General features: G+C 45.0%; 24 protein-coding genes and 3 pseudogenes. 22 read left to right on the plus strand and 5 right to left on the minus strand.

Annotation, left to right across the window (positions count from 1 at the left end; all coding sequences use genetic code 11):
• The 16 genes and pseudogenes from BLO31_RS16690 to BLO31_RS23250 all read left to right on the plus strand — a co-directional run bounded on the left by BLO31_RS16690 (nt 1) and on the right by BLO31_RS23250 (nt 10,607).
• Nucleotides 1-228, plus strand: a complete 228-nt coding sequence (locus BLO31_RS16690) for a TraR/DksA C4-type zinc finger protein (protein ID WP_070969254.1) — start codon at nt 1-3, stop codon at nt 226-228.
• Complete coding sequence (locus BLO31_RS16695) at nt 225-647, plus strand: DUF5675 family protein (protein WP_031844062.1); 423 nt, start codon at nt 225-227, stop codon at nt 645-647. The genes BLO31_RS16690 and BLO31_RS16695 overlap by 4 nt, the downstream gene beginning before the upstream one ends.
• Before the next feature lie 3 nt (nt 648-650).
• Nucleotides 651-1,238: a 3TM-type holin gene (locus BLO31_RS16700; RefSeq protein WP_070969258.1), complete on the plus strand. Its 588-nt coding sequence runs from the start codon at nt 651-653 to the stop codon at nt 1,236-1,238.
• Nucleotides 1,239-1,514 (plus strand): hypothetical protein, encoded by a 276-nt coding sequence (locus BLO31_RS16705; RefSeq protein ID WP_031844064.1) that lies wholly within the window; start codon nt 1,239-1,241, stop codon nt 1,512-1,514. It abuts the gene before it with no gap.
• Complete coding sequence (locus BLO31_RS16710) at nt 1,511-1,780, plus strand: putative phage tail assembly chaperone (RefSeq protein WP_031844065.1); 270 nt, start codon at nt 1,511-1,513, stop codon at nt 1,778-1,780. The genes BLO31_RS16705 and BLO31_RS16710 overlap by 4 nt, the downstream gene beginning before the upstream one ends.
• 41 nt (nt 1,781-1,821) lie before the next feature.
• Nucleotides 1,822-1,965: a DUF6890 family protein gene (locus BLO31_RS23905; protein WP_175443241.1), complete on the plus strand. Its 144-nt coding sequence runs from the start codon at nt 1,822-1,824 to the stop codon at nt 1,963-1,965.
• Nucleotides 1,966-1,968: 3 nt separating this feature from the next.
• Nucleotides 1,969-3,840 carry a phage tail tape measure protein gene (locus BLO31_RS16715; protein WP_070969261.1) on the plus strand — a complete coding sequence of 624 codons (1,872 nt, stop codon included), beginning with the start codon at nt 1,969-1,971 and terminating at the stop codon, nt 3,838-3,840.
• On the plus strand, nt 3,837-4,169 hold the full coding sequence (locus tag BLO31_RS16720; protein WP_031844067.1) for a DUF2590 family protein: 333 nt from the start codon (nt 3,837-3,839) through the stop codon (nt 4,167-4,169). The genes BLO31_RS16715 and BLO31_RS16720 overlap by 4 nt, the downstream gene beginning before the upstream one ends.
• Nucleotides 4,169-5,352, plus strand: a pseudogene (locus tag BLO31_RS16725) (baseplate J/gp47 family protein). Before BLO31_RS16720 ends, BLO31_RS16725 begins: the two are co-directional and overlap by 1 nt.
• A gap of 2 nt (nt 5,353-5,354) precedes the next feature.
• Nucleotides 5,355-5,969, plus strand: a complete 615-nt coding sequence (locus tag BLO31_RS16730) for a phage tail protein (RefSeq protein WP_070969265.1) — start codon at nt 5,355-5,357, stop codon at nt 5,967-5,969.
• 24 nt (nt 5,970-5,993) lie between these two features.
• A pseudogene (locus BLO31_RS25240) lies at nt 5,994-6,818 on the plus strand (phage tail-collar fiber domain-containing protein); the annotation flags it as partial.
• A gap of 574 nt (nt 6,819-7,392) precedes the next feature.
• The gene (locus BLO31_RS16740) at nt 7,393-7,818 is read left to right on the plus strand and encodes a hypothetical protein (RefSeq protein ID WP_070969270.1); all 426 of its coding nucleotides are present in this window, start codon (nt 7,393-7,395) and stop codon (nt 7,816-7,818) included.
• Nucleotides 7,819-8,358, plus strand: coding sequence for a baseplate complex protein (locus BLO31_RS16745; RefSeq protein WP_070969274.1), 540 nt, complete (start codon nt 7,819-7,821; stop codon nt 8,356-8,358).
• Nucleotides 8,355-9,041, plus strand: a complete 687-nt coding sequence (locus tag BLO31_RS16750; protein WP_070969278.1) for a hypothetical protein — start codon at nt 8,355-8,357, stop codon at nt 9,039-9,041. Before BLO31_RS16745 ends, BLO31_RS16750 begins: the two co-directional genes overlap by 4 nt.
• The gene (locus BLO31_RS16755) at nt 9,032-9,769 is read left to right on the plus strand and encodes a hypothetical protein (RefSeq protein WP_070969281.1); all 738 of its coding nucleotides are present in this window, start codon (nt 9,032-9,034) and stop codon (nt 9,767-9,769) included. The genes BLO31_RS16750 and BLO31_RS16755 overlap by 10 nt, the downstream gene beginning before the upstream one ends.
• Nucleotides 9,770-10,367: 598 nt before the next feature.
• Entirely contained in the window at nt 10,368-10,607 is a 240-nt protein-coding gene (locus BLO31_RS23250) for a hypothetical protein (RefSeq protein WP_084659914.1), read from the plus strand.
• 113 nt (nt 10,608-10,720) lie between these two features.
• Here BLO31_RS23250 and BLO31_RS16760 read toward each other — a convergent pair whose 3' ends face one another.
• The gene (locus tag BLO31_RS16760) at nt 10,721-10,981 is read right to left on the minus strand and encodes an Lpp/OprI family alanine-zipper lipoprotein (protein WP_070969284.1); all 261 of its coding nucleotides are present in this window, start codon (nt 10,979-10,981) and stop codon (nt 10,721-10,723) included.
• A gap of 385 nt (nt 10,982-11,366) precedes the next feature.
• Between BLO31_RS16760 and BLO31_RS24925 the strand changes: the two are divergent.
• From BLO31_RS24925 to BLO31_RS16790, 6 genes and pseudogenes are all read left to right on the plus strand, one after another.
• Nucleotides 11,367-12,712, plus strand: a pseudogene (locus BLO31_RS24925) (DEAD/DEAH box helicase).
• A 326-nt stretch (nt 12,713-13,038) separates the two neighbouring features.
• On the plus strand, nt 13,039-13,860 hold the full coding sequence (locus BLO31_RS16770; protein ID WP_070969285.1) for a phosphate ABC transporter substrate-binding protein: 822 nt from the start codon (nt 13,039-13,041) through the stop codon (nt 13,858-13,860).
• A gap of 96 nt (nt 13,861-13,956) precedes the next feature.
• Nucleotides 13,957-14,889: a phosphate ABC transporter permease subunit PstC gene (gene pstC, locus BLO31_RS16775; protein WP_070969289.1), complete on the plus strand. Its 933-nt coding sequence runs from the start codon at nt 13,957-13,959 to the stop codon at nt 14,887-14,889.
• A gap of 5 nt (nt 14,890-14,894) precedes the next feature.
• On the plus strand, nt 14,895-15,758 hold the full coding sequence (gene pstA, locus BLO31_RS16780) for a phosphate ABC transporter permease PstA (protein ID WP_070969293.1): 864 nt from the start codon (nt 14,895-14,897) through the stop codon (nt 15,756-15,758).
• 44 nt (nt 15,759-15,802) lie between these two features.
• Nucleotides 15,803-16,552, plus strand: a complete 750-nt coding sequence (pstB, locus tag BLO31_RS16785) for a phosphate ABC transporter ATP-binding protein PstB (protein WP_070969296.1) — start codon at nt 15,803-15,805, stop codon at nt 16,550-16,552.
• Nucleotides 16,553-16,811: 259 nt separating this feature from the next.
• Nucleotides 16,812-18,197, plus strand: coding sequence for a UDP-glucose dehydrogenase family protein (locus tag BLO31_RS16790; protein WP_070969300.1), 1,386 nt, complete (start codon nt 16,812-16,814; stop codon nt 18,195-18,197).
• A gap of 41 nt (nt 18,198-18,238) precedes the next feature.
• Here BLO31_RS16790 and BLO31_RS16795 read toward each other — a convergent pair whose 3' ends face one another.
• From BLO31_RS16795 to BLO31_RS16810, 4 genes are all read right to left on the minus strand, one after another.
• Nucleotides 18,239-19,381, minus strand: a complete 1,143-nt coding sequence (locus BLO31_RS16795; protein ID WP_245688511.1) for a GGDEF domain-containing protein — start codon at nt 19,379-19,381, stop codon at nt 18,239-18,241.
• Nucleotides 19,382-19,385: 4 nt separating this feature from the next.
• Nucleotides 19,386-19,805 carry a putative pterin-binding protein gene (locus tag BLO31_RS16800; RefSeq protein ID WP_175443242.1) on the minus strand — a complete coding sequence of 140 codons (420 nt, stop codon included), beginning with the start codon at nt 19,803-19,805 and terminating at the stop codon, nt 19,386-19,388.
• Between the two features lie 154 nt (nt 19,806-19,959).
• Nucleotides 19,960-21,330 (minus strand): YjiH family protein, encoded by a 1,371-nt coding sequence (locus BLO31_RS16805; protein ID WP_070969308.1) that lies wholly within the window; start codon nt 21,328-21,330, stop codon nt 19,960-19,962.
• A 219-nt stretch (nt 21,331-21,549) separates the two neighbouring features.
• Nucleotides 21,550-22,224 carry a YoaK family protein gene (locus BLO31_RS16810; RefSeq protein WP_070969312.1) on the minus strand — a complete coding sequence of 225 codons (675 nt, stop codon included), beginning with the start codon at nt 22,222-22,224 and terminating at the stop codon, nt 21,550-21,552.
• Nucleotides 22,225-22,241 lie beyond the last annotated feature (17 nt).

Here is a 22,241-nt window from a genome sequence, read left to right on the forward strand (position 1 = left end):
ATGCCGGACTTATTTGATCATGCAAGCGGTATCGAAACCAAACAAACGGAAATGGCACTGGCCAAGCAATTGGCAGCCAGTGCCAAAGCGAAAGCGCAGCACCCGAACGGCGAAACGCATTGCGTTGAATGCGGTGAGGAAATCCCAGCCGCACGCCGAAAGTATCTGCCTCACTGCTGCACCTGTGTAGCTTGCCAAGAACTTCTAGAGAAGAGGGCAAAACGTTGAAACGATTTGTATTGAAACGCCGTTATTTTCAAGACGGCACATTTGGAACACTTCACCGTGAAGACGGAAGCCAAGTGTGTGTGATTGCTGAACGTAGTTGGCGAAATAACCTGCCTGGTAAATCGTGTGTCCCAGAGGGTTCTTACCAAATTCTGCCACATAAATCGCCTAAGTTTGGTGATTGCTATGCGCTAGAAGCTAGCGAACTGGGTGTAACTCGTCAGGGTCCGAGTTTAAGAACTCACATTCTGATCCATAAAGCGAACACACCAAGCCAACTTCAAGGCTGTTTAGCACCAGGTGTTGATTTTGGTTTTGTTGGGAATGAATGGGCCGTGGTTAATTCAAAAGCAGCATTTGAAGCATTGATGCACGAGCTTGATGGTCAACCGGCTGTTTTAACCATCGTAAAGGACTGAGCCATGTGGGAAAGCGTTAAATCATTAATTGCCACAGCCGCGCCAATGATTGGCACTGTGATCGGTGGCCCTGCAGGTGGTGCCGTAGGTGCGATGGTTGCGAGTACTCTAGGCGTAGAAAATACGCCAGAAGCTATCGAACAAGAGTTGCGAAACAATCCTGACGCGCTGCTAAAGCTCAAACAGCTTGAAAGTGATGAACGTATCAAACTGCAAGAGCTGGCTTTGAGTCACTCAAAGATTGAAAGCGAAGAACGCAAGTTGGCGATTACCACTCAAGCCGCCACCCAGCAAGCAGAGTTAGCCAGCAATGACGCCTATGTTCGACGTTGGCGACCAACGTTTGGTTATGCGATGTGTTTGGCTTGGTCCCTGCTGTTCTTCGGCTTGGCTTTTGCGCTGGTTTTCCACCCAGAGCAAGCAGCCAGCGTTGTGAATAGTGTTGTGGCTCTTACTCCTTTGTTTAGCGTTGCTCTAGCCGTGTTGGGTATCAGCATCCATAAACGAAGCCAAGACAAGCAAGTCGCTCAAGGGACTAAACCTGCAGGGTTTATCGGGAGCTTAAAGCAAGCCGTTACGCAAGGAGGCTAAATGGAAGATTTGCGCGTGTGGTTGGCAGTGGCTGCTTTTCTACTGACTCTGATTGGCTTTGTGTACACACGTGCAGAGAAATCCAATAGCACAGCAAACAGCCTAATGCAGCGCACTCATCAAAATGAAATTGCTATCGAAAGGATGAGAGCGGATAACGCGGAAAAATACGCAACGAAACACGAGCTTAGGGAAGCCGTGGACGACCTTAAAGAATCCATTAACGGACGGTTCGACCGTCTAGAAACGAAATTAGATAGAGAGAAAATCACATGAGCAAGAAAACTATCGTTCTAACTATTGCAGGTTCGGATATTCAGTTTGCACCAACTCCAGAGCTTTACGGTGAGTATGTCGGTGCGATGGCACGTGGTGACATGACCGATTCGGCACACAACTTTGTTATGCAGTCAGCGCAAGGCGATGAAGAGAAAGAAACATTACGCAAGCTTGATGAAGACAACGCTGGCGCAATGATTCAGGTTGCAGGGACGTTAGTTGGTGAGTATGCACCGAAGGTGGCGATCTCAGTAAAAAAATAGAAGAGCTGGTTAAGTCGCTTGAATCAAGCGACTTACTCCAGATGTACGCATTACGAAGGAAATGGTTGCCCCACGAACCTGATACAGAAATGAGCTTGGCTCAAGCGGTTTGGTTAGAGAAACAACACTGGGATAACACCGCGATTTCTAATGCGAACGGAACAGCGAAAGCTTTTGCAGGATAACGAATGTCTTTACCAGAACCACTACGATTCACAGTTGGATTGATAGACCAAATTAGTAAACCGCTGGGCAATATTCAGCGTCAGTTTAGTAGTATGGCTTCTTCCTACCGAGACGGTACTCACACTATGGTGTCGGGTGCGGCTGGCGTAGCTGGTGCTGGTATTGCTTTGCAACAAGCTCTAATGCCAGCGATTGAGATGGACAGAGCACTAGGTGAAGTCAAATCACTGGGTGTTGCTGATGCTCAGTTAAAGAACTTGGCGGAAACTGCACTACAGTTCTCTGTTGAATATGGCAAGTCGGCCTCTGACTTTGTCGCCGCTTCCTATGATATTCAATCTGCAATTGCTGGGTTGGCTGGCAATGAGTTGTCCGAGTTTACTCGCGCCTCTGGTGTGTTGGCCGCTGCCACGAAAGCCGATACAGCAACCATCACCAATTACGTTGGCACCATGTATGGAATATTCCAGAACACCGCTAACGATATGGGTAAAGCCAATTGGGTAAATATGCTTGGTGGTCAAACTGCTAAAGCGGTTCAAATCTTCAAAACCACAGGTTCGGAAATGTCATCTGCATTTACTTCGGTAGGTGCTGCAGCGACATCTGTTGGTGTTGGGATGACCGAGCAAATGGCTATTCTTGGCACTCTTCAATCGACCATGAGTGGTAGTGAAGCAGGTACCAAGTATCGAGCGTTCTTAGCTGGTGCAGCCAAAGCACAAGACACTCTCAATATGTCGTTTACTGACTCACAGGGTCAGTTGCTTCCAATCGTCGACATTCTAGGAAAGTTGAAGCAACGATATGGGGAAACAATTTCAGTTGCGGAAGCTGCGGAACTGTCAAAAGCGTTTGGTTCGCAAGAAGCCACAGCAATGATCCAATTGCTGATGCAAAACACCGATGGTTTAGCCGGTTCAATAGAGCAATTAGGTCAGGTGAAAGGACTCGACGCTGCTGAACAGATGGCAGGCGCAATGACCGACCAATGGGAACGAATGGAGCAGGGAATTTATGCAATTAGAGCAGCGATTGGTACTGCTTTGCTGCCGTCCTTGTTGCCAATGGTTCAAGGTTTGGCAGATGGCGCAATGCAGCTTGTCGAGTGGACCAAATTGTTCCCCAATATTACTCGATACATTGGTTATGCAACGGTTGCTTTCTTTGGTCTAGTCGCTGCAGGTGGTGTGATCACCATGTTGACGGGAGCATTCCAGATGCTTGGCGTGACAGTTTCACTTCTTGGTGGCGGAATTCTGAAAACATTTATGTTTGCCGTAAGTGGTGTGTCAAAAACGCTTGGGTTGTTAAAGGTAGTTATGTTTGCGGTCAATGCTGTTATTGCTGCCAACCCAATCATTCTAATCGTGGGGGCGTGTGTTGCGGCGGGTGCTGCAGTCGTCGGGCTTATGTACTACTGGGATGATCTTAAAGCTAGCTTTGGCGACACAACATGGTTCCAAGTTTTAACCGCAATCACTGCACCTATTCGAGCTTTGTTTGCCGCTATCTATGGTGGTTGGAAATGGGTGACAAGTGGCTTTACTGACTTATCGGGCTTTGATGGTCTATTTGCCATTGTTGACGAAGTGAAAGCCGTGTTTGAAAACTTGTTCGGCTGGATTGGTGAAGGCTTTGACAGCGTGATCAGTTGGATACCAGGTTTCGGTGATGATGAAGCACCAGGTAAAACCATTGGTGCAGTTCAGCAAGCCACGCCAAAAGCGAGAGTTCAACAAGGTGGCGTTGCTCGTCAGATGTCGACTTACAACCAAGGACGTTCGACGAATTACGGCGGCGTAAACATTTATCCAACGTACATGAATAGCCCACAAGACATGGCTAATGAACTAGAGATGGCTGCGCCATGAGTAAAGACTACCTGTACCAAGATTTGCTCATAGAAAACGGTGATGTCGTTTTAGATGCTGGTCGAAATCCAGTGATGATTCAAGACAGAGCCGTGATCGCCCAAGACATTAAACACGCCATTATCGAAAGCGGTTTAGCGGTGGCTTTGATTGGTGAAAAGTCTCGTGATGGTCGCAGTGACATTAAAAAGCAAATAGAGCTCTTGGTTGAAGAAGAGGTTCGATTGGTACCAGGTACCGTTCGAATGGAAGAGCCAGAACTAGGCAAAATCTGGATTTTCGCAACAACACGTGACTTTGGCGACATCGAAATAGAGGTTGAAAGCTAATGGCAAATATTCCACAGCCAGATTATGAAGAAATCCTAAAAGAGTCAGGCATACCAACTGATTCAGAGAGCTGGCGCAAGGTGCTCAAAGAAGAGATGGAAAAGGCAGGTAGCGTGATTAATAACGACAGCCGCTTTTCTCCTTTCTGGCGAATGATAGAGCAAGCGTGATCGTCTCAACTGTTTGGCTGATTGAAAACCTGTTAGTCAAATACGTGCTACCTAATACGTTTCTAGCCACTGCGTTCGGTGAGTCATTGAAACTCAAGGCTTGGGAAGTGGATATCGAGCCAAAAGCTAAAACCAAGGCGAAAGGTACCATTGTTTTTCAACGTGCTGCTTTGCAAGGTCCGGCACTCATTATCCCTAAAGACACGTGGGTTCAAACTGAACCGATTAACGGCACCATTTATCGAGTGAAAGTGCTCGAAGACACGACGATGCCAGAGAACGAAACCACTGTTTCAGCAACTGTCGAAGCTGAACACGAAGGTGCAGCTTATAACTTGGGCGGTGGTTACTACCATGTGATCCCCGTTGCTATTTCGGGTATTGCCGCTGCAACCAATGAAGATGAATGGTTGATAGAAGCTGGCGCAGACGATGAAGACGAAGACGAACTTCGCTTGCGTGTGCGTAACCAGTGGAGTGCGGTTGCTAAATGGCACATTGATGCGGCTTACCGTTCATTACTGATGAAGAAAGCAGGTATCCAAGACGACAACATCTATTTTGAGCATAACGCCCCACGTGGACCAGGTACTGCAAACGCACTGATCTTGTTAGACACCGGCAATCCATCACAAGAGCTGATCGACGATTTAAACCACGAAGTGACAACCAGTGGCTTGCATGGTCATGGTGATGATTTGTTGGTGAAAGCGATGCCAGAAACCCAACACGCTATCAGTGTCAAAGTCTGGCCGAAAGCGAAGCTAACAGAGCAAGAGCGTGTGACGTTAAAAGCGGACATCGAAAATGTAGTGAGAGCGGCATTTCGTGAAAACAGTGATTATGAAGTTACGCCGACGAATCCAATTGGTCGCTTTAGCTTTTCACGCCTAGAAGGTGAGCTACATGCCTTGCTTGAGGGCATCGAGTCATTGCAGTTCGAACAAGAAGACATTGTTAGCAGTTTGAAAATTCCTCGCCTGTCTACGCTGACGATAAACATGCAGGAGTAGCTATGCAACTACCACCAATTAAATTCAAGTACTGGATGGGAAGAGATGAGCTGGCAAAGTTTGCCAACGCACTGCGTAACTACTGGTTAAGAGTGGACGAAGCATTGCGAATGCCACTCAAAAAGCATGACCCACTAACTGCGCCAATTGGCATTGTTCGCCTGATGGCTTGGGAACGAGACATCGAGCCGTTAGAACGTGAAGACGAAATGATTTTTCGTATTCGTGTCGCCAACGCTTATTCGTTTGCCCGTCATGGCGGTGAGACAGCCGGCTTTAAAAACATGTTTGGTAAGTTGGGCGTCGACTGGGTAGAAATCCATGAACGTGAAGACCAAGAACAATGGGACGTTGTCACCATTGAAACCGCTGACAGCGACTTGGCACAAAAGAACTGGCTAATGAATGCCATGATTCGCCAATACGGTCGAACGTGTCGTCGCTACCAGTTCAATGTGACCTATCCGGTAACGATGAAAATGATTGCTACAGCGTTTGGTCACCGTTTCAACCTTCATGCTGCAAAAGCCAACGATGAATCCACCGTGGCGGTGCGAGAAAAACGCATCGAACACAATCAACAGATTTTCACCGCGTCAATGACGCGCCTGAACTGACAAAAGTAAAAGGGAGCGTTAACCATGAGCCAAACGGCTATCCCATTAGAGTTTGAACAGTACCTGCAAAACAAGGTTTCGTTGAAGCAGCCTACTGATCTCAATGAAATCATTTTTGCGATGATTCCTGATCTTGATTTGTCTCAACCGATTGACCGAACTGTGTCACTGCCACCATTAGAACAATGGGTGTTTCAACAAGATGTAGACCAAATCGGTAAATCCGGCAGTAATGCGGTTGTTTATTCCGTGGTGATACCAGGTAGTACAGAACCATTCACATTTAACGCTATGTTCCTGCGTGACAAGAACGTGCCAAATAGCTGCGGTATGGTGGTTTATAAGGCAACCGAAACCAAAGAAACAGGCATGGCGTTAACTAAGTCGATGCTAATGCAGTTCGATGGAGCTGCAGCCGCGGCGAATGTGACAATTGATGCGGCAACTTGGCAAATTGACTACCAAGCCCGATTGAAAGGAATGGACGAAGACCACCGTTTATCTTGCTTAGATAATTATGGTCATACCGCCTTCGTTGATGGCTTTGACGTAACACGCCATGAGATTGACCAAACCAAATATTTGATTGCACCAGGTGTCGCTTATGTTGGTGGTCTGCGCATTCAAAACGCACTTTCAACAGTACAAACGGTCGATAGCAAGCCAACAACTTTGTGGGTCGATGTTTACCGTGATGGCACCGCACTTTCCAAGCATGAAAACCTGTTCCAAATTGTAGCGACCACTGATGATTTAGTGGATTACACTGATAGCGAGAACCGACCTCATTATGTGGCGAAACTGGCACGAATTGAGGCAGATGGTTCGATATTAGATTTGCGTGTAAAGGGTGGTTTGGCTGAGCATGTGGCGGATAGTGATCCACATCCGCAGTACTTTAAGAATGGAAAAGAAGAGCTAAGACTAGAATCTGATGCAGTTGGAAATCCTCGAATTATTGCGAGTAAAGCAGGGAAAAAACGTTGGGCTATTTACTTGGGAGATGGTGCGGCAGAGTCAGGAAATAATATTGGTTCTGACTTATCATTTGACTCTTTTGATGATACAGGAAACTTACTTCATCCATCTGTATTTAGTGTGACTCGAGCAGGTAAAGTAAAAATCAACTCTTACGGTGCTTCTCAAGGTTCAATGACATGGTTCAACTTGCCTGATGGTAAAATATTGTTGATGTTTGACACGGGTTATCAGGCTATTCATGGAGCAGCAGGTACAACTGTGACAATACCTTTTACGTTTCCCAATAGAATTATTAACGCGCAGAGTTGCGACGGTGGTGGTGGATGTCATGCAACGGCCGTAACACCTATATCAAGTAATCAAATAATTGTATGGGGAAAGTGGCCTGGGGATGGCGCGTATCGAGACACTAACATTCGCGTGTGGATTTTAGGAGAATAATATGTATATAAGTATTGATGGTCAAGTATTGCACTCTGGTGTAAATGAAATACCCGATACTGCTGTTTTAGTAGAGGATGAATCTCTGGTTCTTAGTAAATTGTCTGAGGGATTTCATCTCAAAGTTGAAGCTGGGAAAGTGTTTTTTAGTAAACCCAAAATCACAGTTGAACAATATGAAGTTCTAGGGCGAAATATTCGTGATTCTGTATTGAATCAGACAATAAAAATGCAATTACCATCTTATCGAAAGAATGATTTTAAGTTAAATGATAAAGAGCTGCTTGAGTTGGATCTATTTATTCAAAAATGTTGCGAGTGGCCAACAGATAGCGGCTTCCCGTTTACGAACTTCCCAACAGCATCAGAATGGATACTGTCTGAAATAGATGTTCCAGAATTACCGACTCCGCCAGAGGTGGCTTAAATGCTTTCACTCTCAGCAGTTCGAATTCCCCTCAAGGGATTAAAGGTCACTGCAAGACAGCAGCTAGCCGGACAAGATATGTCCGGCAATTCTGCATCCACTGACCAAGCCGAAACAGGGGACAAAGGCAAGGTTCTCGCTGTAACAGGGACTCTGCCATATGACAAAGCCCCAACGCTAAACCAACTCTATACACTGGCTGGCGCAAAACTTGATGGTGCTCGAATGATCTACCGCATCGACAACCGAACGGCTAATGCTCTAAAGGTTAGCCAGGTCAAGTTTCAAGGAACCATTACAGCGCAAGAAGACGCACAGTTGCGCCAGTGGCTAATTAGCTTTGAACTTGTAGAACACATGAGTGTGGCTGAACGAACCGAAAGCAGAGAAGAGCCAAAGCCTGCAGTGCAACAAAAAGCCGCAGGGGTAGAGACACCAACCACACCACCAACGGCTTCTGCAGAAACACCACCGGATACCGAAGTGGAAATGACAGGTGTAATGGGGTATCTGCAATCAATTGATAAGGCACTGGCATGAATACACCAGAGTTTACCATTCAATGCTATGTTGGCAGTGAGCCAAGAAAAGTCAGCCAACATAGGCTGACATTTTCTGATAATGCGCCAGGTAGAGCAAAGTTAACGATACAAGGTGAAGCGAACCCAATGCAGCAAGTCGCTATCGAATTGGGTTGGGGTAATAACATTAGGCGTGTACTGACTGGATTTGTCGAAAGGGTTTCACCAGATAAACCAGGTTACGTTGTTATCTTCTGCAGAGAACTGGCCGCAGCACTTTATCATCCATTGAATGTCATCATGCGACATCCAACGCTTGTTCAGTTGCTTAGTAATATCACTCAAAAAACAGGGCTGCAGTTCGTGGTCCCTGATAGAGCTTATGCCAATAGTGCTATCCCTTGTTTCTATTCGACAGGTAATGGCTATCGGGTACTCGATGAGATAGCACAGGCTTTTAGTATTTCGGATTACATCTGGCAGCAGCAAGGGAATGGACAAATATTTGTAGGAAGCTGGGCTGATAGTTACTGGGCAGACAAGCCAGCGACTATCCCTGCCAACATGCTAAATCCACACCAAGCCCAAAAGACGGCAACGGTTCCTTGCACGCCACATTTTAAGCCAGGTGTGATCGTGAATGGTCGTAAGCTTGCCACCGTTGAACATGTTGGAACGGAGACAGTCATAACATGGACGTAAAAACAATTAAGCGTATTGTCTACCGGCTATTCCCAGAACTAACAGGCAACTGGCATTTGCCTCAGCTTGCCAAAGTCGTTGCATTGCCAGAGCTGCCGAAAGAGGGTGATTTGTCGGAGCGTTTCTATCCTCACTATGCTGCAGATATTCAATTGCTCGATAGTAAGTTGGTCGAACGTAAAGATGTGCCGGTCATGCAAGCAGTACCTTTGCCAGTACCAGGTATTGGTGAACAAGCTGGGCGACTGGAACCGCCAGCGATTGGTGCAATAGTTGAAATTGGTTTTGCTAATGGTGAACCAGATAAACCATTTATTCGAACGGTTTTGGGTTTAGGTTGGAAATTGCCAGCAATCAAAGCGGGTGAAAGTAGATACCAACAAAGACCAGGTGTTTATCACCACGTTGACCAGTCTGGTAACTTTCGCAGCATTACCGATAAACTGGCACAACTGCATTGTAAGTTAAGAGAAGTTCGTGCCAGCACCGAACAAGACTACCGTTCGCCTAAGACATGGCTAGGCTCTGAAAGTGAGAACGTACTCAACTTGCTAGGTGAGTTGATGCAGGTAGTAACTGATTTATCAGATACATGTGCGGCACATACTCATAAGAGCCCAGAGACACAAGCACCAACAACCGCACCAATTCAAGCGGCAACCTTTACCGGGCATGGTGAAAGTAGTACCGGACTAAAAGACAGACTTACTCCTATCACTAAATCCTAACCCTAAGTACTCCACACCAATGCGCAGCCAATCGGCTGCGTTTCTTTTTGTCTAAACGTTAGCGAACTCTCACGAGCATAACAGCAGTCAGATAGCCACGAAAGCGAACGATTGGGTGACGTAAAACGCACTCCCCCTCCCCACCTGCGATGTTTTCGTGTGGCAGTTTATTGAAATTCCATTTTGGTGAAATTTAACGGGGCTAATTCAGCCCCTGAGAAGAGTTAAAGCCTTATGAATAGCGGAACGAGGCAGGTTTTCAAGGCGTATTAAAACGCTGCATATTGCGTTATACAAAATTTCTACAAATGAAATTAATTGATCTGTTTTGCAAAAATGAAGATCAGAAAGCTAGCGTGTTGTTTTGTTAAGTTGTTGAATTTAAAGAGGTGCTAAATTTTTCGTGTGTTTTTTGATGATCTGTAGTGTGAAAAATAGGATCGTGTTTGTTTGTATTGAAGCCAGTAGTGGCAAGGCGTGAGGCGTGTTTTTACACTTGTTTGGTTTTTTCAATATTGATCTGGTGCTGTGGTGTTGAAATTCCGTATCATCAGTGAAAAGCGACAACCACGAAAAACGGTTTTTTATCGGCAAGCTTATGAAGAAAAGTAAACCCATTACAGTAGAGCTCGTAGAGTTTGAGTGTGACGAATGTAGCAAAGGGGTGTATCGAGTCGATCAACCTCAAACACCTAGCAACAACCAATGGCGACACACCTGCACGAATTGTAAAAAAGAAGCCTATTTCGTCTACCCATTCCCTTACATTGTATATAAAGGGGAAGAGTTCATTTTACGCAAACACATTCCAAGACAGTCACCTAAGCCTGATTTGTAAGATGCTATAAAACAAAAGTGGCGACACATAAACGTGTCGCCACTTCATCGCCAAAAACCATTTGGTTATTAGTTAACTTATTGATTTTAAATGGCTATTCACATTCGTTAATCTTACTTAGTATAAGACTGAGCGATATTGTCGATGCGATCGTTGGCACGAGCTGCTTCTTCTTGAGCAGACATAGCGGCATTACCTGCCTTCTGGACTTGCGAAGATAGCTCAGATTTTAGTGAAGAAACTTCTTGGCTAAGCTGGCTTACTTGGTTGCTCAGCTCGTCCATTTTTGCAGTGGTAGCTTCATCGGGACCTGCAGCACAACCGGCCAGAAAGATAGCTGAAGATGCAGCAGCTGCGATTAAGATTTTGTTCATTGAGAACTCCTTTGCAATAACTATATGTATCAAAAGTGTCCTATACCTTCTTACCTGTACAGTGACGTTTTAAATTGTAGACACAATCTCGCCTAACACCTAGTCAATGAAAGTCAAAAAAACCCAAGATTTTAAGTAATTAGTTCAAATTTTGTACATCTGTCTCATTGTTGGTGCTAAATGAGGTCGTCGCAATGGCATTTTTAAAGCCACAAACCGGCGGTCAAACATTGCTTAATATGCCTTAATCTTAATCGGCGGATCGCCGTGTTGTTGCTAATATGAATTTAGTGTTTTGACGAAACTTGCGTTATTATGTGTCGTTTTTTTTAAACCATATGGCCTTTCTGTTTTGTGAGCCGTGTGCGTTTGCTGTCACTAAAATTTGGAGAAACCTTTGCAATTTAAAGATTTAGGCCTAGATAACCGCCTGTTGAAAAACCTAAGCCACTACGATTTCCACAAGGCAACTGAGATTCAGCGCAAAGCGATCCCAGTGTCTATTGCTGGAAAAGATTTGCTGGCCTCATCAAAAACAGGATCGGGTAAAACACTTGCCTTTGTGCTGCCTATGTTGCACAAGTCTTTAAAAAACAAATCATTTTCCGCAAGAGACCCAAGAGGCTGATCCTAGCCCCGACCCGTGAACTCGCCAAGCAAGTCTACGGTGAGCTCAAAACCATGTTAGGTGGTCTCTCATATACAGCGACCTTAATTTTAGGTGGCGAGAATTTTAATGATCAAGTGAAAGCGCTTCGTCGCTACCCTAAGTTTATTGTGGCAACACCGGGACGTTTAGCCGACCACCTTGAGCACCGTTCGCTCTATTTAGATGGTTTAGAAACTCTCGTTCTCGATGAAGCGGACCGCATGTTGGATTTGGGTTTTGCGCCAGAGTTACGCCGTATCCACAACGCGGCCAAGCACCGTCGACGTCAGACACTGATGTTTTCTGCGACCTTAGATCACGCGGAAGTTAATGATATTGCATCAGAAATGCTCAATGAGCCAAAACGCATTGCCGTTGGGGTTTCTAACGAGCAGCATATGGACATTAGCCAACGCTTCTATCTTTGTGACCACCTTGATCACAAAGAGGCGTTGTTGGATAGAATCTTGTCTGAGTCTGAATATAAACAGGTCATTATCTTTACTGCGACGCGCAGCGATACCGATCGTTTAACGGAAAAGCTCAATGAGAAAAAACTCAAAGCGGTCGCTTTGAGTGGTAGCTTAAATCAGACGCAGCGCAACACGATTATGAGTCAGTTTGAGCGCGCGGTATTCAAGATTTTGGTGACCACGGATGTGGCTTCTCGCGGGCTAGATATTGCTAATGTTACGCACGTTATTAATTTTGATATGCCCAAACATACGGAAGAGTACGTGCACAGGGTTGGACGCACCGGCCGCGCTGGTAACAAAGGGGATGCTATCTCCCTCGTTGGACCAAAAGATTGGGACAGTTTTAAGAGAGTAGAGAACTATCTGCAACAAGATCTCAACTTCTCAGTGTTTGAAGATCTCAAAGGTAAGTTCAAAGGAATCAAACCGAAGAAAACGGATCACAGAGGCAAAAAACAGGGCAACGCCGATAAGAAGAAATTCTCTGGTAAGAAGCCAGCGCGTAAGCCTGTTAAGCGCGATAAAGGTTTCTATCAAAACGTTGCCGTCGGTGATTCGGTGTTTATTCCAAAGAAAAAGGTCGCGCCAAAAGTGGACGACGAGTAAGATTCGACTGTCATAAAAGAGCTGCTTCGGCAGCTTTTTTCTTTTTTACGTCACAATAACGACATGCGTTTTAAGTAAAGTAACCTCCGTCGTCATCACCGCTTTTTCCGTTCACGCCTTTAGGTTTTTACTTAAATATCATACGGCTGTATTTTTCCTAAATCTTCGCTTTCTCGCTTTCATTAATGGATGCATCCGACTCCTCGACAAATTTTAATCTGTCACAGAGGCTTCAATTTAGTGAAACACAACTGTCACATTGCCCCCCTAAAGTGAGCATCGTTCAAGTGAAACACAACGCAATAAGGCCAATTAAGGATATTGTGATGAAAAAGACAGTTATCGGTGCAGTAGCACTAATGAGCGCGCTAGCAGTAACTTCAGTTTCTGCTAAAGAAACTATCTCTGCTGTAGGTTCAAGCAGTGTTACTCCTCTGATGGAAGTTTTCTCTGAAACATATATGAAGAAAAACTCGAACGTATTTATCGAAGTTCAAGGTCCGGGTTCTTCTGCGGGTGTTAAAGCAGCGAAAAATGGTTCTGCAGACCTAGGTATGTCTTCTCGCAATCTTAAAGATTCTGAGAAAGAAGCAACGTTAGTAGAAGAAGTCGTTGCTCGTGATGGTATCGCGGTTGTTGTTAACCCTAAAAACAAACTAAGCGAACTAACGGCTGCTCAAGTAACCGCTATCTACAAAGGCGAAATCACCAACTGGAAAGACGTAGGTGGTGCAGACAAGCCTATCGTTGCAATCACTCGTGATACAGCTTCTGGTACTCGTGGCGCTTTCGAAGACATCATGAAACTAAAGAAGAAGATCTCAGGTAAAAAAGTATCTGCTATCTCTCAACGTGCGCAAGTAGCGAACGGCAACGGTGCTCTTAAGACAATGGTTGCTTCTAACCCATACGCAATTGGCTACATCTCGCTAGGTACAGTGGACAGCTCTGTTCAAGCACTAGCTGTTGATGGTACTCCAGCAACTGTAGACAACGTTAAGAACGGCACTTACAAAGTAGCGCGTCCTTTCCTTGTACTTTACAAAGAAGGCAAGCCAACCGCTGAAACTCAAAAATTCCTAGACTGGATGCTAACTGACGAAGCGCAGTCTATCGTTGAGAAGAAAGGTTACATCTCAGTTAACTAATTCCAATTCAACTCCATAATTTGCTCAGCCCACTTTGGTTGAGCCTTTTCTATCACTTCACCTGAATGACTCAAGGCGAATGTGAGGCAAGTAAGTATGACCATCGCAACCAATAGTGAAAAGCTTATGAATACCGAAGCGACTCCCGTAGCGAAAAGCGGCTTAAAAGCCAAGCGACGCGTAGACTGGAAAGAGCGTATTTTCCATGGCTTATTTTTAACCAGTGCCGCCATTGGCATCATCTCACTGGCAGTAATTGCCTACTTTATCGTTAAAGAAAGTATCCCTGCCTTTCAGGAAGCTGGTGTTACCGGCATCGTGTTAGGCCAAGATTGGCTTCCACCAGCGCTCTACGGTGTTGCTACCATGATCGTAGCCTCTGTAGTTTCAACATTTGGTGCAGTTGTCGTCGGTGTTCCCGTCGGCGTTTTGACTGCAATCTTTATTGCAGAAATTGCACCTAAGCGCCTTGCAGACATTATTCGTCCAGCCGTTGAACTTCTCGCAGGCATTCCGTCTGTTGTTTACGGCTTTTTCGGTCTAGTTATTATCGTCCCACTTATTCAACAAGTGTTTGACGTGCCTGCGGGCAACACGATTTTGGCGGGTATTGTGGTGTTGGGCGTAATGATCTTACCGACGGTTATTACCGTCTCAGAAACGTCGATTCGCGCAGTGCCGAGAACTTACAAAGAGGGTTCACTGGCGTTAGGCGCATCAAAAATCTACACCATTTTTAAACTGCTCGTTCCCGCTGCACGCTCAGGCATTATGACTGGTGTCATTCTGGGCATTGGACGCGCACTGGGTGAAACCATGGCGATTATCATGGTAATGGGTAACGCCCCAGCAATGCCAGAAGGTATCCTCGATTCAGCAAGAACGCTAACGGCAAACATCGCGATAGAAATGTCTTACGCAAGTGGGGTTCACGCCAATGCACTGTACGCGACAGGTGTTGTTCTGTTGGTGTTTATCATGGTACTCAACGGTGCTCTGTTGTATCTAAACCGCGAGAAAGCGAGGTAATCAGCATGGATTTTGCAAAATTAAAACAAGCCCGTCTTCGCGCCGATAGAATTCTAAACGCGTTTGTCTGGTTGGCGGCAGGAGTTACGGTTGGATTCCTATTTTGGATTATCTGGTACATTTTATCGAACGGTTTACAGCACGTAGACTGGAACTTCATCACCGACAACTACACTCGTACCGGTGATGAGCACGGTATTTTCCCGATGATCGTTTCTACGATATACATGGTCGTGGCTTCTATCGCAGTGGCTGCTCCACTCGGTATTATGACCGCCATTTATCTCACGGAATACGCCAAAGTGGGCAGTCGCTTGGTTAAGGTAATCCGATTCTGTACCGAGTCATTGGCGGGTATTCCGTCGATTATTTTTGGTCTGTTTGGTATGACCTTTTTCGTGGCGATTTTGGGTCTGGGCTTCTCGATTCTGTCAGGTGCGTTGACACTGAGTATCCTTATCCTTCCAGTCATTATCCGTACAACAGAAGAAGCTTTGATGGCGGTGCCTCAGACTTACCGTGAAGGTTCATATGCCCTTGGTTCTTCACGCATTTACACTATCTGGCGTCTTATCTTGCCCAGTGCAATGCCAGGTATCTTAACTTCGGTCATTTTGAGTATTGGTCGAGTAATTGGTGAATCTGCGCCTGTTTTCTTAACAGCAGGCATGGTGGCTCGTATCCCCGACTCCTTGTTGGATTCAGGTAGAACACTGACAGTACACCTTTACAAACTAACGACTGAGCTATTTACCATTGAGGAATGGAATCAGGCTTATGGTACAGCCACCGTTCTAATTGTCGTGGTATTGGTTATCAACATGGTAACTAAGCTCATTGCTAAACGTTTTAACACCGCGACTTACTAAACAAAGCTCAGCGAAGTATTGACCGAATTTAAGAGATTTTAAAAATGAACAAATTTGACATAGAAAACCTAGACCTATTTTACGGTGACAACCAAGCGCTTAAAGACATCAACCTACCCATTCCAGTACGCCAAGTCACGGCGCTGATTGGGCCTTCAGGTTGTGGAAAATCAACTCTATTGCGCTGTTTGAACCGAATGAACGATCTGATTGAAGGCGTAAAAATCACTGGCAAATTAGATATGGATGGCGAAAACATCTACGGCAATATTGATGTCGCTGATTTGCGTATCAAAGTCGGAATGGTTTTCCAAAAGCCGAACCCATTTCCAATGAGCATCTATGAAAATGTAGCGTACGGTTTACGAGCGCAGGGAATTAAAGATAAAAAATACATCGACCAAGTGGTCGAGCGCTCTCTTAGAGGTGCTGCACTCTGGGATGAAGTGAAAGATCGTCTTAAATCTCACGCTTTTGGTTTATCGGGTGGTCAGCAACAGCGCCTTTGTATTGCGCGTACCATCGCGATGGAGCCTGATGTAATTCTAATGGACGAGCCAACATCAGCGCTTGACCCAATCGCGACACACAAAATTGAAGAACTGATGGAAGAGTTAAAGAAAAACTACACCATAGTTATCGTCACTCACTCAATGCAACAAGCTCGTCGTATCTCTGACAGAACGGCTTTCTTCTTAATGGGAGAGCTAGTTGAGCACGACAACACACAAGTGATTTTTAGCGACCCCAAAGATGATCGTACAAAAGGGTATGTGAATGGTGACTTCGGTTAAATCAGATTTACTGGCATAGATTATAATAATAAGCGATGGTACTTTTGCCCCTCTTTTAGAGGGGCTTTTTTATGGTGGTGAGAAGACTTTTAGCGGTATGAGATTTTTAAGTTTTTGCCCTCTATCCGTTGTCGTATAAAGGCTTGAGATTTTTGTCTTCACTGACACATTTTAGAAGCATAGCTATACTAAAACAGTCATATTTCCTCTTTATGTTAGATAGTAGATTCAGAGAAAGAAGGCTAGCTAAGCTAAGGTTATGAAAGTTACGGTATTTGGTGTTGGGTACGTGGGGTTGGTTCAAGCGGCCGTATTAGCGGACGCTGGGCATAATGTCTGCTGTGTGGATACGGACAAAGCCAAAATAGAGAACTTAAAAAGTGGTCAAGTACCAATTTACGAGCCAGATCTGGCTAACTTGATTGATAAAAATTTTAGAGATGGGCACCTTAAATTTACAACTTGCCCTCAAGAAGGAGTGGACTTTGCGGAGTTGCTTTTTATAGCGGTTGGCACGCCTCCCGATGAAGATGGTTCTGCGGACCTGCAATATGTTCTTAACGTTGCAGAAACCATCGCTTCTTTAATGAAAAATCGCAAAATTGTTATCAACAAATCCACTGTCCCAGTTGGAACCGCTGACAAAGTTAAAGTACGGATAGAGCAGACTTTGGCAAAACGCGGTGTTCAACTGCCCTTTGACGTTGCATCTAATCCCGAGTTTCTTAAAGAAGGCGTTGCTGTTGCCGACTGTAAACGTCCTGATCGAATAATCATTGGTACTGATTCCGATGAGGTAGAGCACATTATGCGCGAGCTTTATGAGCCGTTTAATCGCAACCATGAAAAGATATTGATTATGGATGTCAAAAGCGCTGAGCTGACCAAGTACGCGGCAAATTGCATGTTGGCAACCAAAATCAGTTTTATGAACGAGATGGCTAATATCGCAGAGCAGATGGGGGCCAATATTGAATCCGTGCGCAAAGGCATAGGCTCGGATCCTAGAATTGGCTATCAGTTTATCTATCCCGGTTGTGGGTATGGCGGCTCGTGCTTTCCTAAAGATGTACAGGCGCTAATCAAAACCTCGCAAAGCAACGGTTACGATCCGCAAGTCATCAAAGCGGTTGAAAACGTTAATAACGTCCAAAAAAACAAACTGTTTACTATGATCGAAGACTTATATCGCGTAGCAAACCATTGTGCAGAGCACCCTCTTAAAGGAAAAACGATCGCGCTTTGGGGGTTGGCGTTTAAGCCTAACACGGATGATATGCGTGAAGCCCCTAGCCGCAACTTGATAGAGGCGTTATGGCAGGCGGGGGCGAAAGTACAAGCCTATGACCCCAAAGCGATGGAAGAAGCTCAGCGACTCTATGCTGGTCAAGCGAACTTACTGCTGATGGGAACAAAAGAGTCGGCACTAACCGGAGCCGACATTTTGGTCATTTGCACCGAGTGGCAGAACTTTAAAGCGCCAGATTTTGACCTGATCAAAGATAAACTGAGTCTTGACGTGTTTGGTAAACCGGTGATTGTGGATGGTCGCAACCTATTTGATCCGGTTCGAATGCACGAAAAGGGATTTATCTACCGATCGATAGGTAGACCTGCACAAGATCTCAGGCTGTTTTCAAAGTAACGGTGATTGCGTATACAGGGCGGTCTAATCTCGCTAAAAGGTCAAACCGCTTTTTTCTTTTGTGAGAACTTCATTTTGTACATGTTCTTATCTGCGATAGTAATCAGCTGGTTAAAGTTTTTCGAATCATCGGGGAATTGAGCCACACCAATACTAGTGGACAAGGTAACGGGTTGTTTATCGTTCAGGATAATTGGCTTTTCAAAGCACCTGTTGATCTCCTTGACCAACTGCTTTAGTGCGATGGGTTCTACTTCATCGGAAATCATGGCAAATTCATCTCCGCCAATTCTGAATAGTTCGCAGTGATATTGATTTTTAATTTTGACCATTCGCGTGGAAAGGGTGCGCAAAGCGAGGTCACCTGATTGGTGTCCAAAGTTATCGTTGATCGCTTTAAAGCCGTTTAAGTCGAGTAAAAGAAACGAGAACTTGGCATTTTTTCCGACGCGACCTTTCAAAGAGTGAATAAGAGCGAGCCGATTTGGGATGTTGGTTAAGGGATCGGTGAGTGATAAGGCTTTGTGATGCAGCGCCTCTTTGTGCAAAATGTAACTGACCAGCCCAACGCTAAAAAAGAGTAAAAACATCAGGAAAAACTGAATCTGAGTAAGAAACTTTGCTTGCCCTTCTTGCGATTGATTCAGTGGGCTCTGTACCCGAAAATTGGTATTGATATAACGAATCATATCCTCGTAAATGGCGTTGTACTTCGCTCCTAACGATCTGGTGTAGTTTGGGTCGCCCAAGCGGTTGGCATCAGGCTCAAATTCTTGATAGCGCTTAAACAGTGCGACAAAAAAGGTACGAGCGCCTTCTAGCTCCATAAGGCTATCTGATTCTTGGTTGTTTAACACCAGATCAAAACGGCTCCAAGTCAATTCGTATTGAAGAAGAACTTGTTGTTGCTCCTCTAAGCTGGCATGAGAATAAGGTGTGAGTGTGTTTAGCTCAGTGAACTCTTTTGTCAGTTGGAAAATAAACCACGTCGCTTGGTTTTGCAGTTGAGAGTATGAGCTTGCTAAATCGCGGGTGGCAGACAGCAAATATAGGTTCGCGACGATAAGGGCTGCCGACATAATCATCAGCAACTTTTTCGCGCGACCCAATAGAGGTGATAGGTGACTTTTACTACTGTGTACCATGTTCGGGCTTAGTCGATAGAAATTTCGCTTAGTTGCCAAACCATCATGCGTGATAGCGGCCAAGATCAATTTCTGGGTTGTCATTAAGATTAAAGATCAGCCAATAAGGCCCTTTATTTCGAACCTTCATTCTTTCCCCATCCATTTCATAGGCAATCACGGCTTGATACTCCATCAAGTCGTCGTATTTTACTGGGGAAGTGTAGTCGTTAAGGGCGATAAATATCAGCTCGTCTGCTCTGTCCACGCCTAAGTGTTCAAGCAAATCAGAAACGCGAAACCCCTTAAAGGACTTTTCTGTTTCATACCACGGCAAGTGTGTAGAAAACTCAATCGGCTCAAAAAGAGTCGTGATCTGTTCATAAGTCAGAGTAGTTTTATTGTTTGCATAATCAATAGTTAGGCTAGAAGCAAAAGCACTACAGGACAATAGAAGCAAGCAAGCGTTGATCATCCATTTCATAATCATTCCCAAGAAGTCATTTTTTATTGTGTTTATTTATACTCTTATCACTAATTATATGATTACTTCTTATACATTGAAATGTATACCGTAGACAATATTTTAAATAAGGTACAAAAAAGCCCTGAAATCAGGGCCTTTAGAGTCGGTAAGATTAAAAAATCAAATGGGCAACGGCGGCGATGACCGGAAGGGTTATGAGTGTTCGCAGAATAAATATCACAAAGAGTTCTACGATATTAACCGGAATGCGACTTCCTAGAAGTAGTGCACCTACTTCAGACATGTAAATTAACTGAGTAACGGACATTGCTGCGATAACAAATCTTGTCATTTCGCTATCGATTGAAGCTGCGAGAATTGCCGGAATAAACATGTCCGCAAAGCCAACCACTATGGTTTCAGAAGCGGCGACGGCTTCAGGAATACCTAGCAACTCTAGGAAAGGAATAAATGGCTGACCTAGAATCGAAAATACTGGGGTGTATTCTGCGATAACTAAAGCGATAGTACCCAGACCCATGACAACAGGTAGCACGCCAAACACCATATCAACAGCATTGTGGATGCCTTGTTTAAATACGGAACTAAGGGACTTCACTTGGTCTGCTTTTTGTAACGCTAACTTCATGCCCCACGAAAACGTTGAGTGTCCACTAGGAATCGCGTCTGCGTCTTTTGAAGGTTTGCTACCGTCGATATAAGCATCTTTTTTAAGGCTCAGTGGCGGTAAGCGAGGGATGATGACAGCAGCGACAATACCCGCTAGGCAAATAGCACCGTAAAATGGCAGAAATAGATGCTCTAACTCAACCTGAGCAAGAACCACCAGGCTAAAAGTAATAGAGACCGCTGAGAAAGTGGTACCGACTACCGCAGCTTCACGCTGGGTATAAAACTTCTCTTCGTACTGTTTACTGGTTAGCAAAATACCCACGCTACCATCACCCAGCCAAGACGTCATACAGTCAATGGCGCTGCGACCCGGAAGGTTAAAAATAGGGCGCATTACTTTGCTCAATAGTGTGCCAAAGAGTTCAAGTAGGCCAAAATTAAGCAGTAAAGGCAGTAGAAGTCCGGCAAAAATAAAGACGGAGAAAAGAGTGGGAAGTAGCCCTTCTAATACCAGTCCGCCAGTGTTTTCTTCCCAAATTGCTTTGGGGCCTAACTGGAAGTAGGTCATAACAACAGCGATACCGCCAATTACACGCACGGCCAGCCAAAGAGGGGTTGGGTTAAATAGCCCGTTTAAAAAAGGTCGCTGGCGGATAAATGCTGGATTGTGAACACGGCATAGCAAAGAAGCTACGGCCATTATCGCAATAATGCTTGTTACGATCTCAATAATGAAGTCGCCGAACAGGGCTTGGATCGATTTGGCCAAAATGGCGACAGGTATGGTGATGTCACCTTGATAACTGATTGGCGCCATAAATAAGAAAAGGCCAAGCAGAGAGGGGACGAGAAACATCCAAAAAGTCCCTTTGGACTTGGAAGTCTCTGAAGTTGTTGCGTTATTTTGCATCACGTTTCTCAAGTTACTACTAGTCAACAGTTGCCGTCCTATTGGCATATCTATTCACTAAACATCCGTGTTTAATCAGATGGAAGTAAGGTTAACGGCTTTTTGTTAAGTTTGCAATACTATTCAATAATTATCGCTAATTATTCAGTCTTAACTGTTGCATATGGATCTTGTGACAGACTATTGTTTTGTTGCTGTTATTTCTGTTACTAGACGTGGCTATTGATGTTTTTCTTGTTGAGATTTTAGGCCGAGATATAACCAATATGCTAAAGCGATGACAAACGCCATTGCAGCAGGAATAAGCATGGTGTGTATCTGGAACTTATGGAAACTCAGTGCACCGACCACCCCGCCGGATAGAAAGCCGGAAAATATGAATAAAAAGAGTTTAGCTTTGCGGTGGTCAAAGCTTTCTCCGCGTAGCCGTGCGCCGAGCATCAGTCCGATATCTGTCATAATACCAGTTAGATGGGTGGTGCGAACGACTGCTCCGCTATAGGAAGTGATCATAGCATTTTGCAAACCACAGGCGGCGGAAGCGAAGTATTGACCGTAGTGGGAGTGATTGAGCAGAAGAAAATAGGCAATGAGTAACAGTGTGCCTTCGAAGCAAAGAGCAACCCCATAACGCCGTCCTAATTTAAGAGCCGGGCTGCTAAACAACCATCCGCTAATGGCAGCCCCAAATACAAAGCTGATAAGGATAAAGCAGAGGTGCCAAAGGGAGGGGTGGCCTTCGACGACTTTGCTGCCTAGTAGAGTTATGGTTCCGGAGACGTGGGATACTGCTTGATGTTGAAAACCCAAAAGGCCAACGGCGTTGACGAGTCCAGCCAATAGGGCGAGTAAAAAAGCACCGTATTCCACCCACTTGGGGAGTCTAGAAATCATAAAGGGCCTCCATTTTG

This window comes from Vibrio sonorensis (genome assembly GCF_001854765.1).
Taxonomy (GTDB): domain Bacteria; phylum Pseudomonadota; class Gammaproteobacteria; order Enterobacterales; family Vibrionaceae; genus Vibrio; species Vibrio sonorensis.

Excerpts from the sequence above, each read along its gene's own strand:
- BLO31_RS16755 (WP_070969281.1), top strand. The coding sequence starts at position 9,032 with ATGGACGTAAAAACAATTAAGCGTATTGTCTACCGGCTATTCCCAGAA.
- BLO31_RS16710 (WP_031844065.1), top strand. The coding sequence starts at position 1,511 with ATGAGCAAGAAAACTATCGTTCTAACTATTGCAGGTTCGGATATTCAG.
- BLO31_RS16800 (WP_175443242.1), bottom strand. The coding sequence starts at position 19,805 with ATGAAATGGATGATCAACGCTTGCTTGCTTCTATTGTCCTGTAGTGCT.
- BLO31_RS16720 (WP_031844067.1), top strand. The coding sequence starts at position 3,837 with ATGAGTAAAGACTACCTGTACCAAGATTTGCTCATAGAAAACGGTGAT.
- BLO31_RS16740 (WP_070969270.1), top strand. The coding sequence starts at position 7,393 with ATGTATATAAGTATTGATGGTCAAGTATTGCACTCTGGTGTAAATGAA.
- BLO31_RS16810 (WP_070969312.1), bottom strand. The coding sequence starts at position 22,224 with ATGATTTCTAGACTCCCCAAGTGGGTGGAATACGGTGCTTTTTTACTC.
- BLO31_RS23905 (WP_175443241.1), top strand. The coding sequence starts at position 1,822 with ATGTACGCATTACGAAGGAAATGGTTGCCCCACGAACCTGATACAGAA.
- BLO31_RS16750 (WP_070969278.1), top strand. The coding sequence starts at position 8,355 with ATGAATACACCAGAGTTTACCATTCAATGCTATGTTGGCAGTGAGCCA.
- BLO31_RS16690 (WP_070969254.1), top strand. The coding sequence starts at position 1 with ATGCCGGACTTATTTGATCATGCAAGCGGTATCGAAACCAAACAAACG.
- BLO31_RS16745 (WP_070969274.1), top strand. The coding sequence starts at position 7,819 with ATGCTTTCACTCTCAGCAGTTCGAATTCCCCTCAAGGGATTAAAGGTC.
- pstC (WP_070969289.1), top strand. The coding sequence starts at position 13,957 with ATGACCATCGCAACCAATAGTGAAAAGCTTATGAATACCGAAGCGACT.
- BLO31_RS16700 (WP_070969258.1), top strand. The coding sequence starts at position 651 with ATGTGGGAAAGCGTTAAATCATTAATTGCCACAGCCGCGCCAATGATT.
- BLO31_RS16715 (WP_070969261.1), top strand. The coding sequence starts at position 1,969 with ATGTCTTTACCAGAACCACTACGATTCACAGTTGGATTGATAGACCAA.
- BLO31_RS16760 (WP_070969284.1), bottom strand. The coding sequence starts at position 10,981 with ATGAACAAAATCTTAATCGCAGCTGCTGCATCTTCAGCTATCTTTCTG.
- pstB (WP_070969296.1), top strand. The coding sequence starts at position 15,803 with ATGAACAAATTTGACATAGAAAACCTAGACCTATTTTACGGTGACAAC.
- pstA (WP_070969293.1), top strand. The coding sequence starts at position 14,895 with ATGGATTTTGCAAAATTAAAACAAGCCCGTCTTCGCGCCGATAGAATT.
- BLO31_RS16770 (WP_070969285.1), top strand. The coding sequence starts at position 13,039 with ATGAAAAAGACAGTTATCGGTGCAGTAGCACTAATGAGCGCGCTAGCA.
- BLO31_RS16790 (WP_070969300.1), top strand. The coding sequence starts at position 16,812 with ATGAAAGTTACGGTATTTGGTGTTGGGTACGTGGGGTTGGTTCAAGCG.
- BLO31_RS16805 (WP_070969308.1), bottom strand. The coding sequence starts at position 21,330 with ATGCAAAATAACGCAACAACTTCAGAGACTTCCAAGTCCAAAGGGACT.
- BLO31_RS23250 (WP_084659914.1), top strand. The coding sequence starts at position 10,368 with ATGAAGAAAAGTAAACCCATTACAGTAGAGCTCGTAGAGTTTGAGTGT.
- BLO31_RS16705 (WP_031844064.1), top strand. The coding sequence starts at position 1,239 with ATGGAAGATTTGCGCGTGTGGTTGGCAGTGGCTGCTTTTCTACTGACT.
- BLO31_RS16730 (WP_070969265.1), top strand. The coding sequence starts at position 5,355 with ATGCAACTACCACCAATTAAATTCAAGTACTGGATGGGAAGAGATGAG.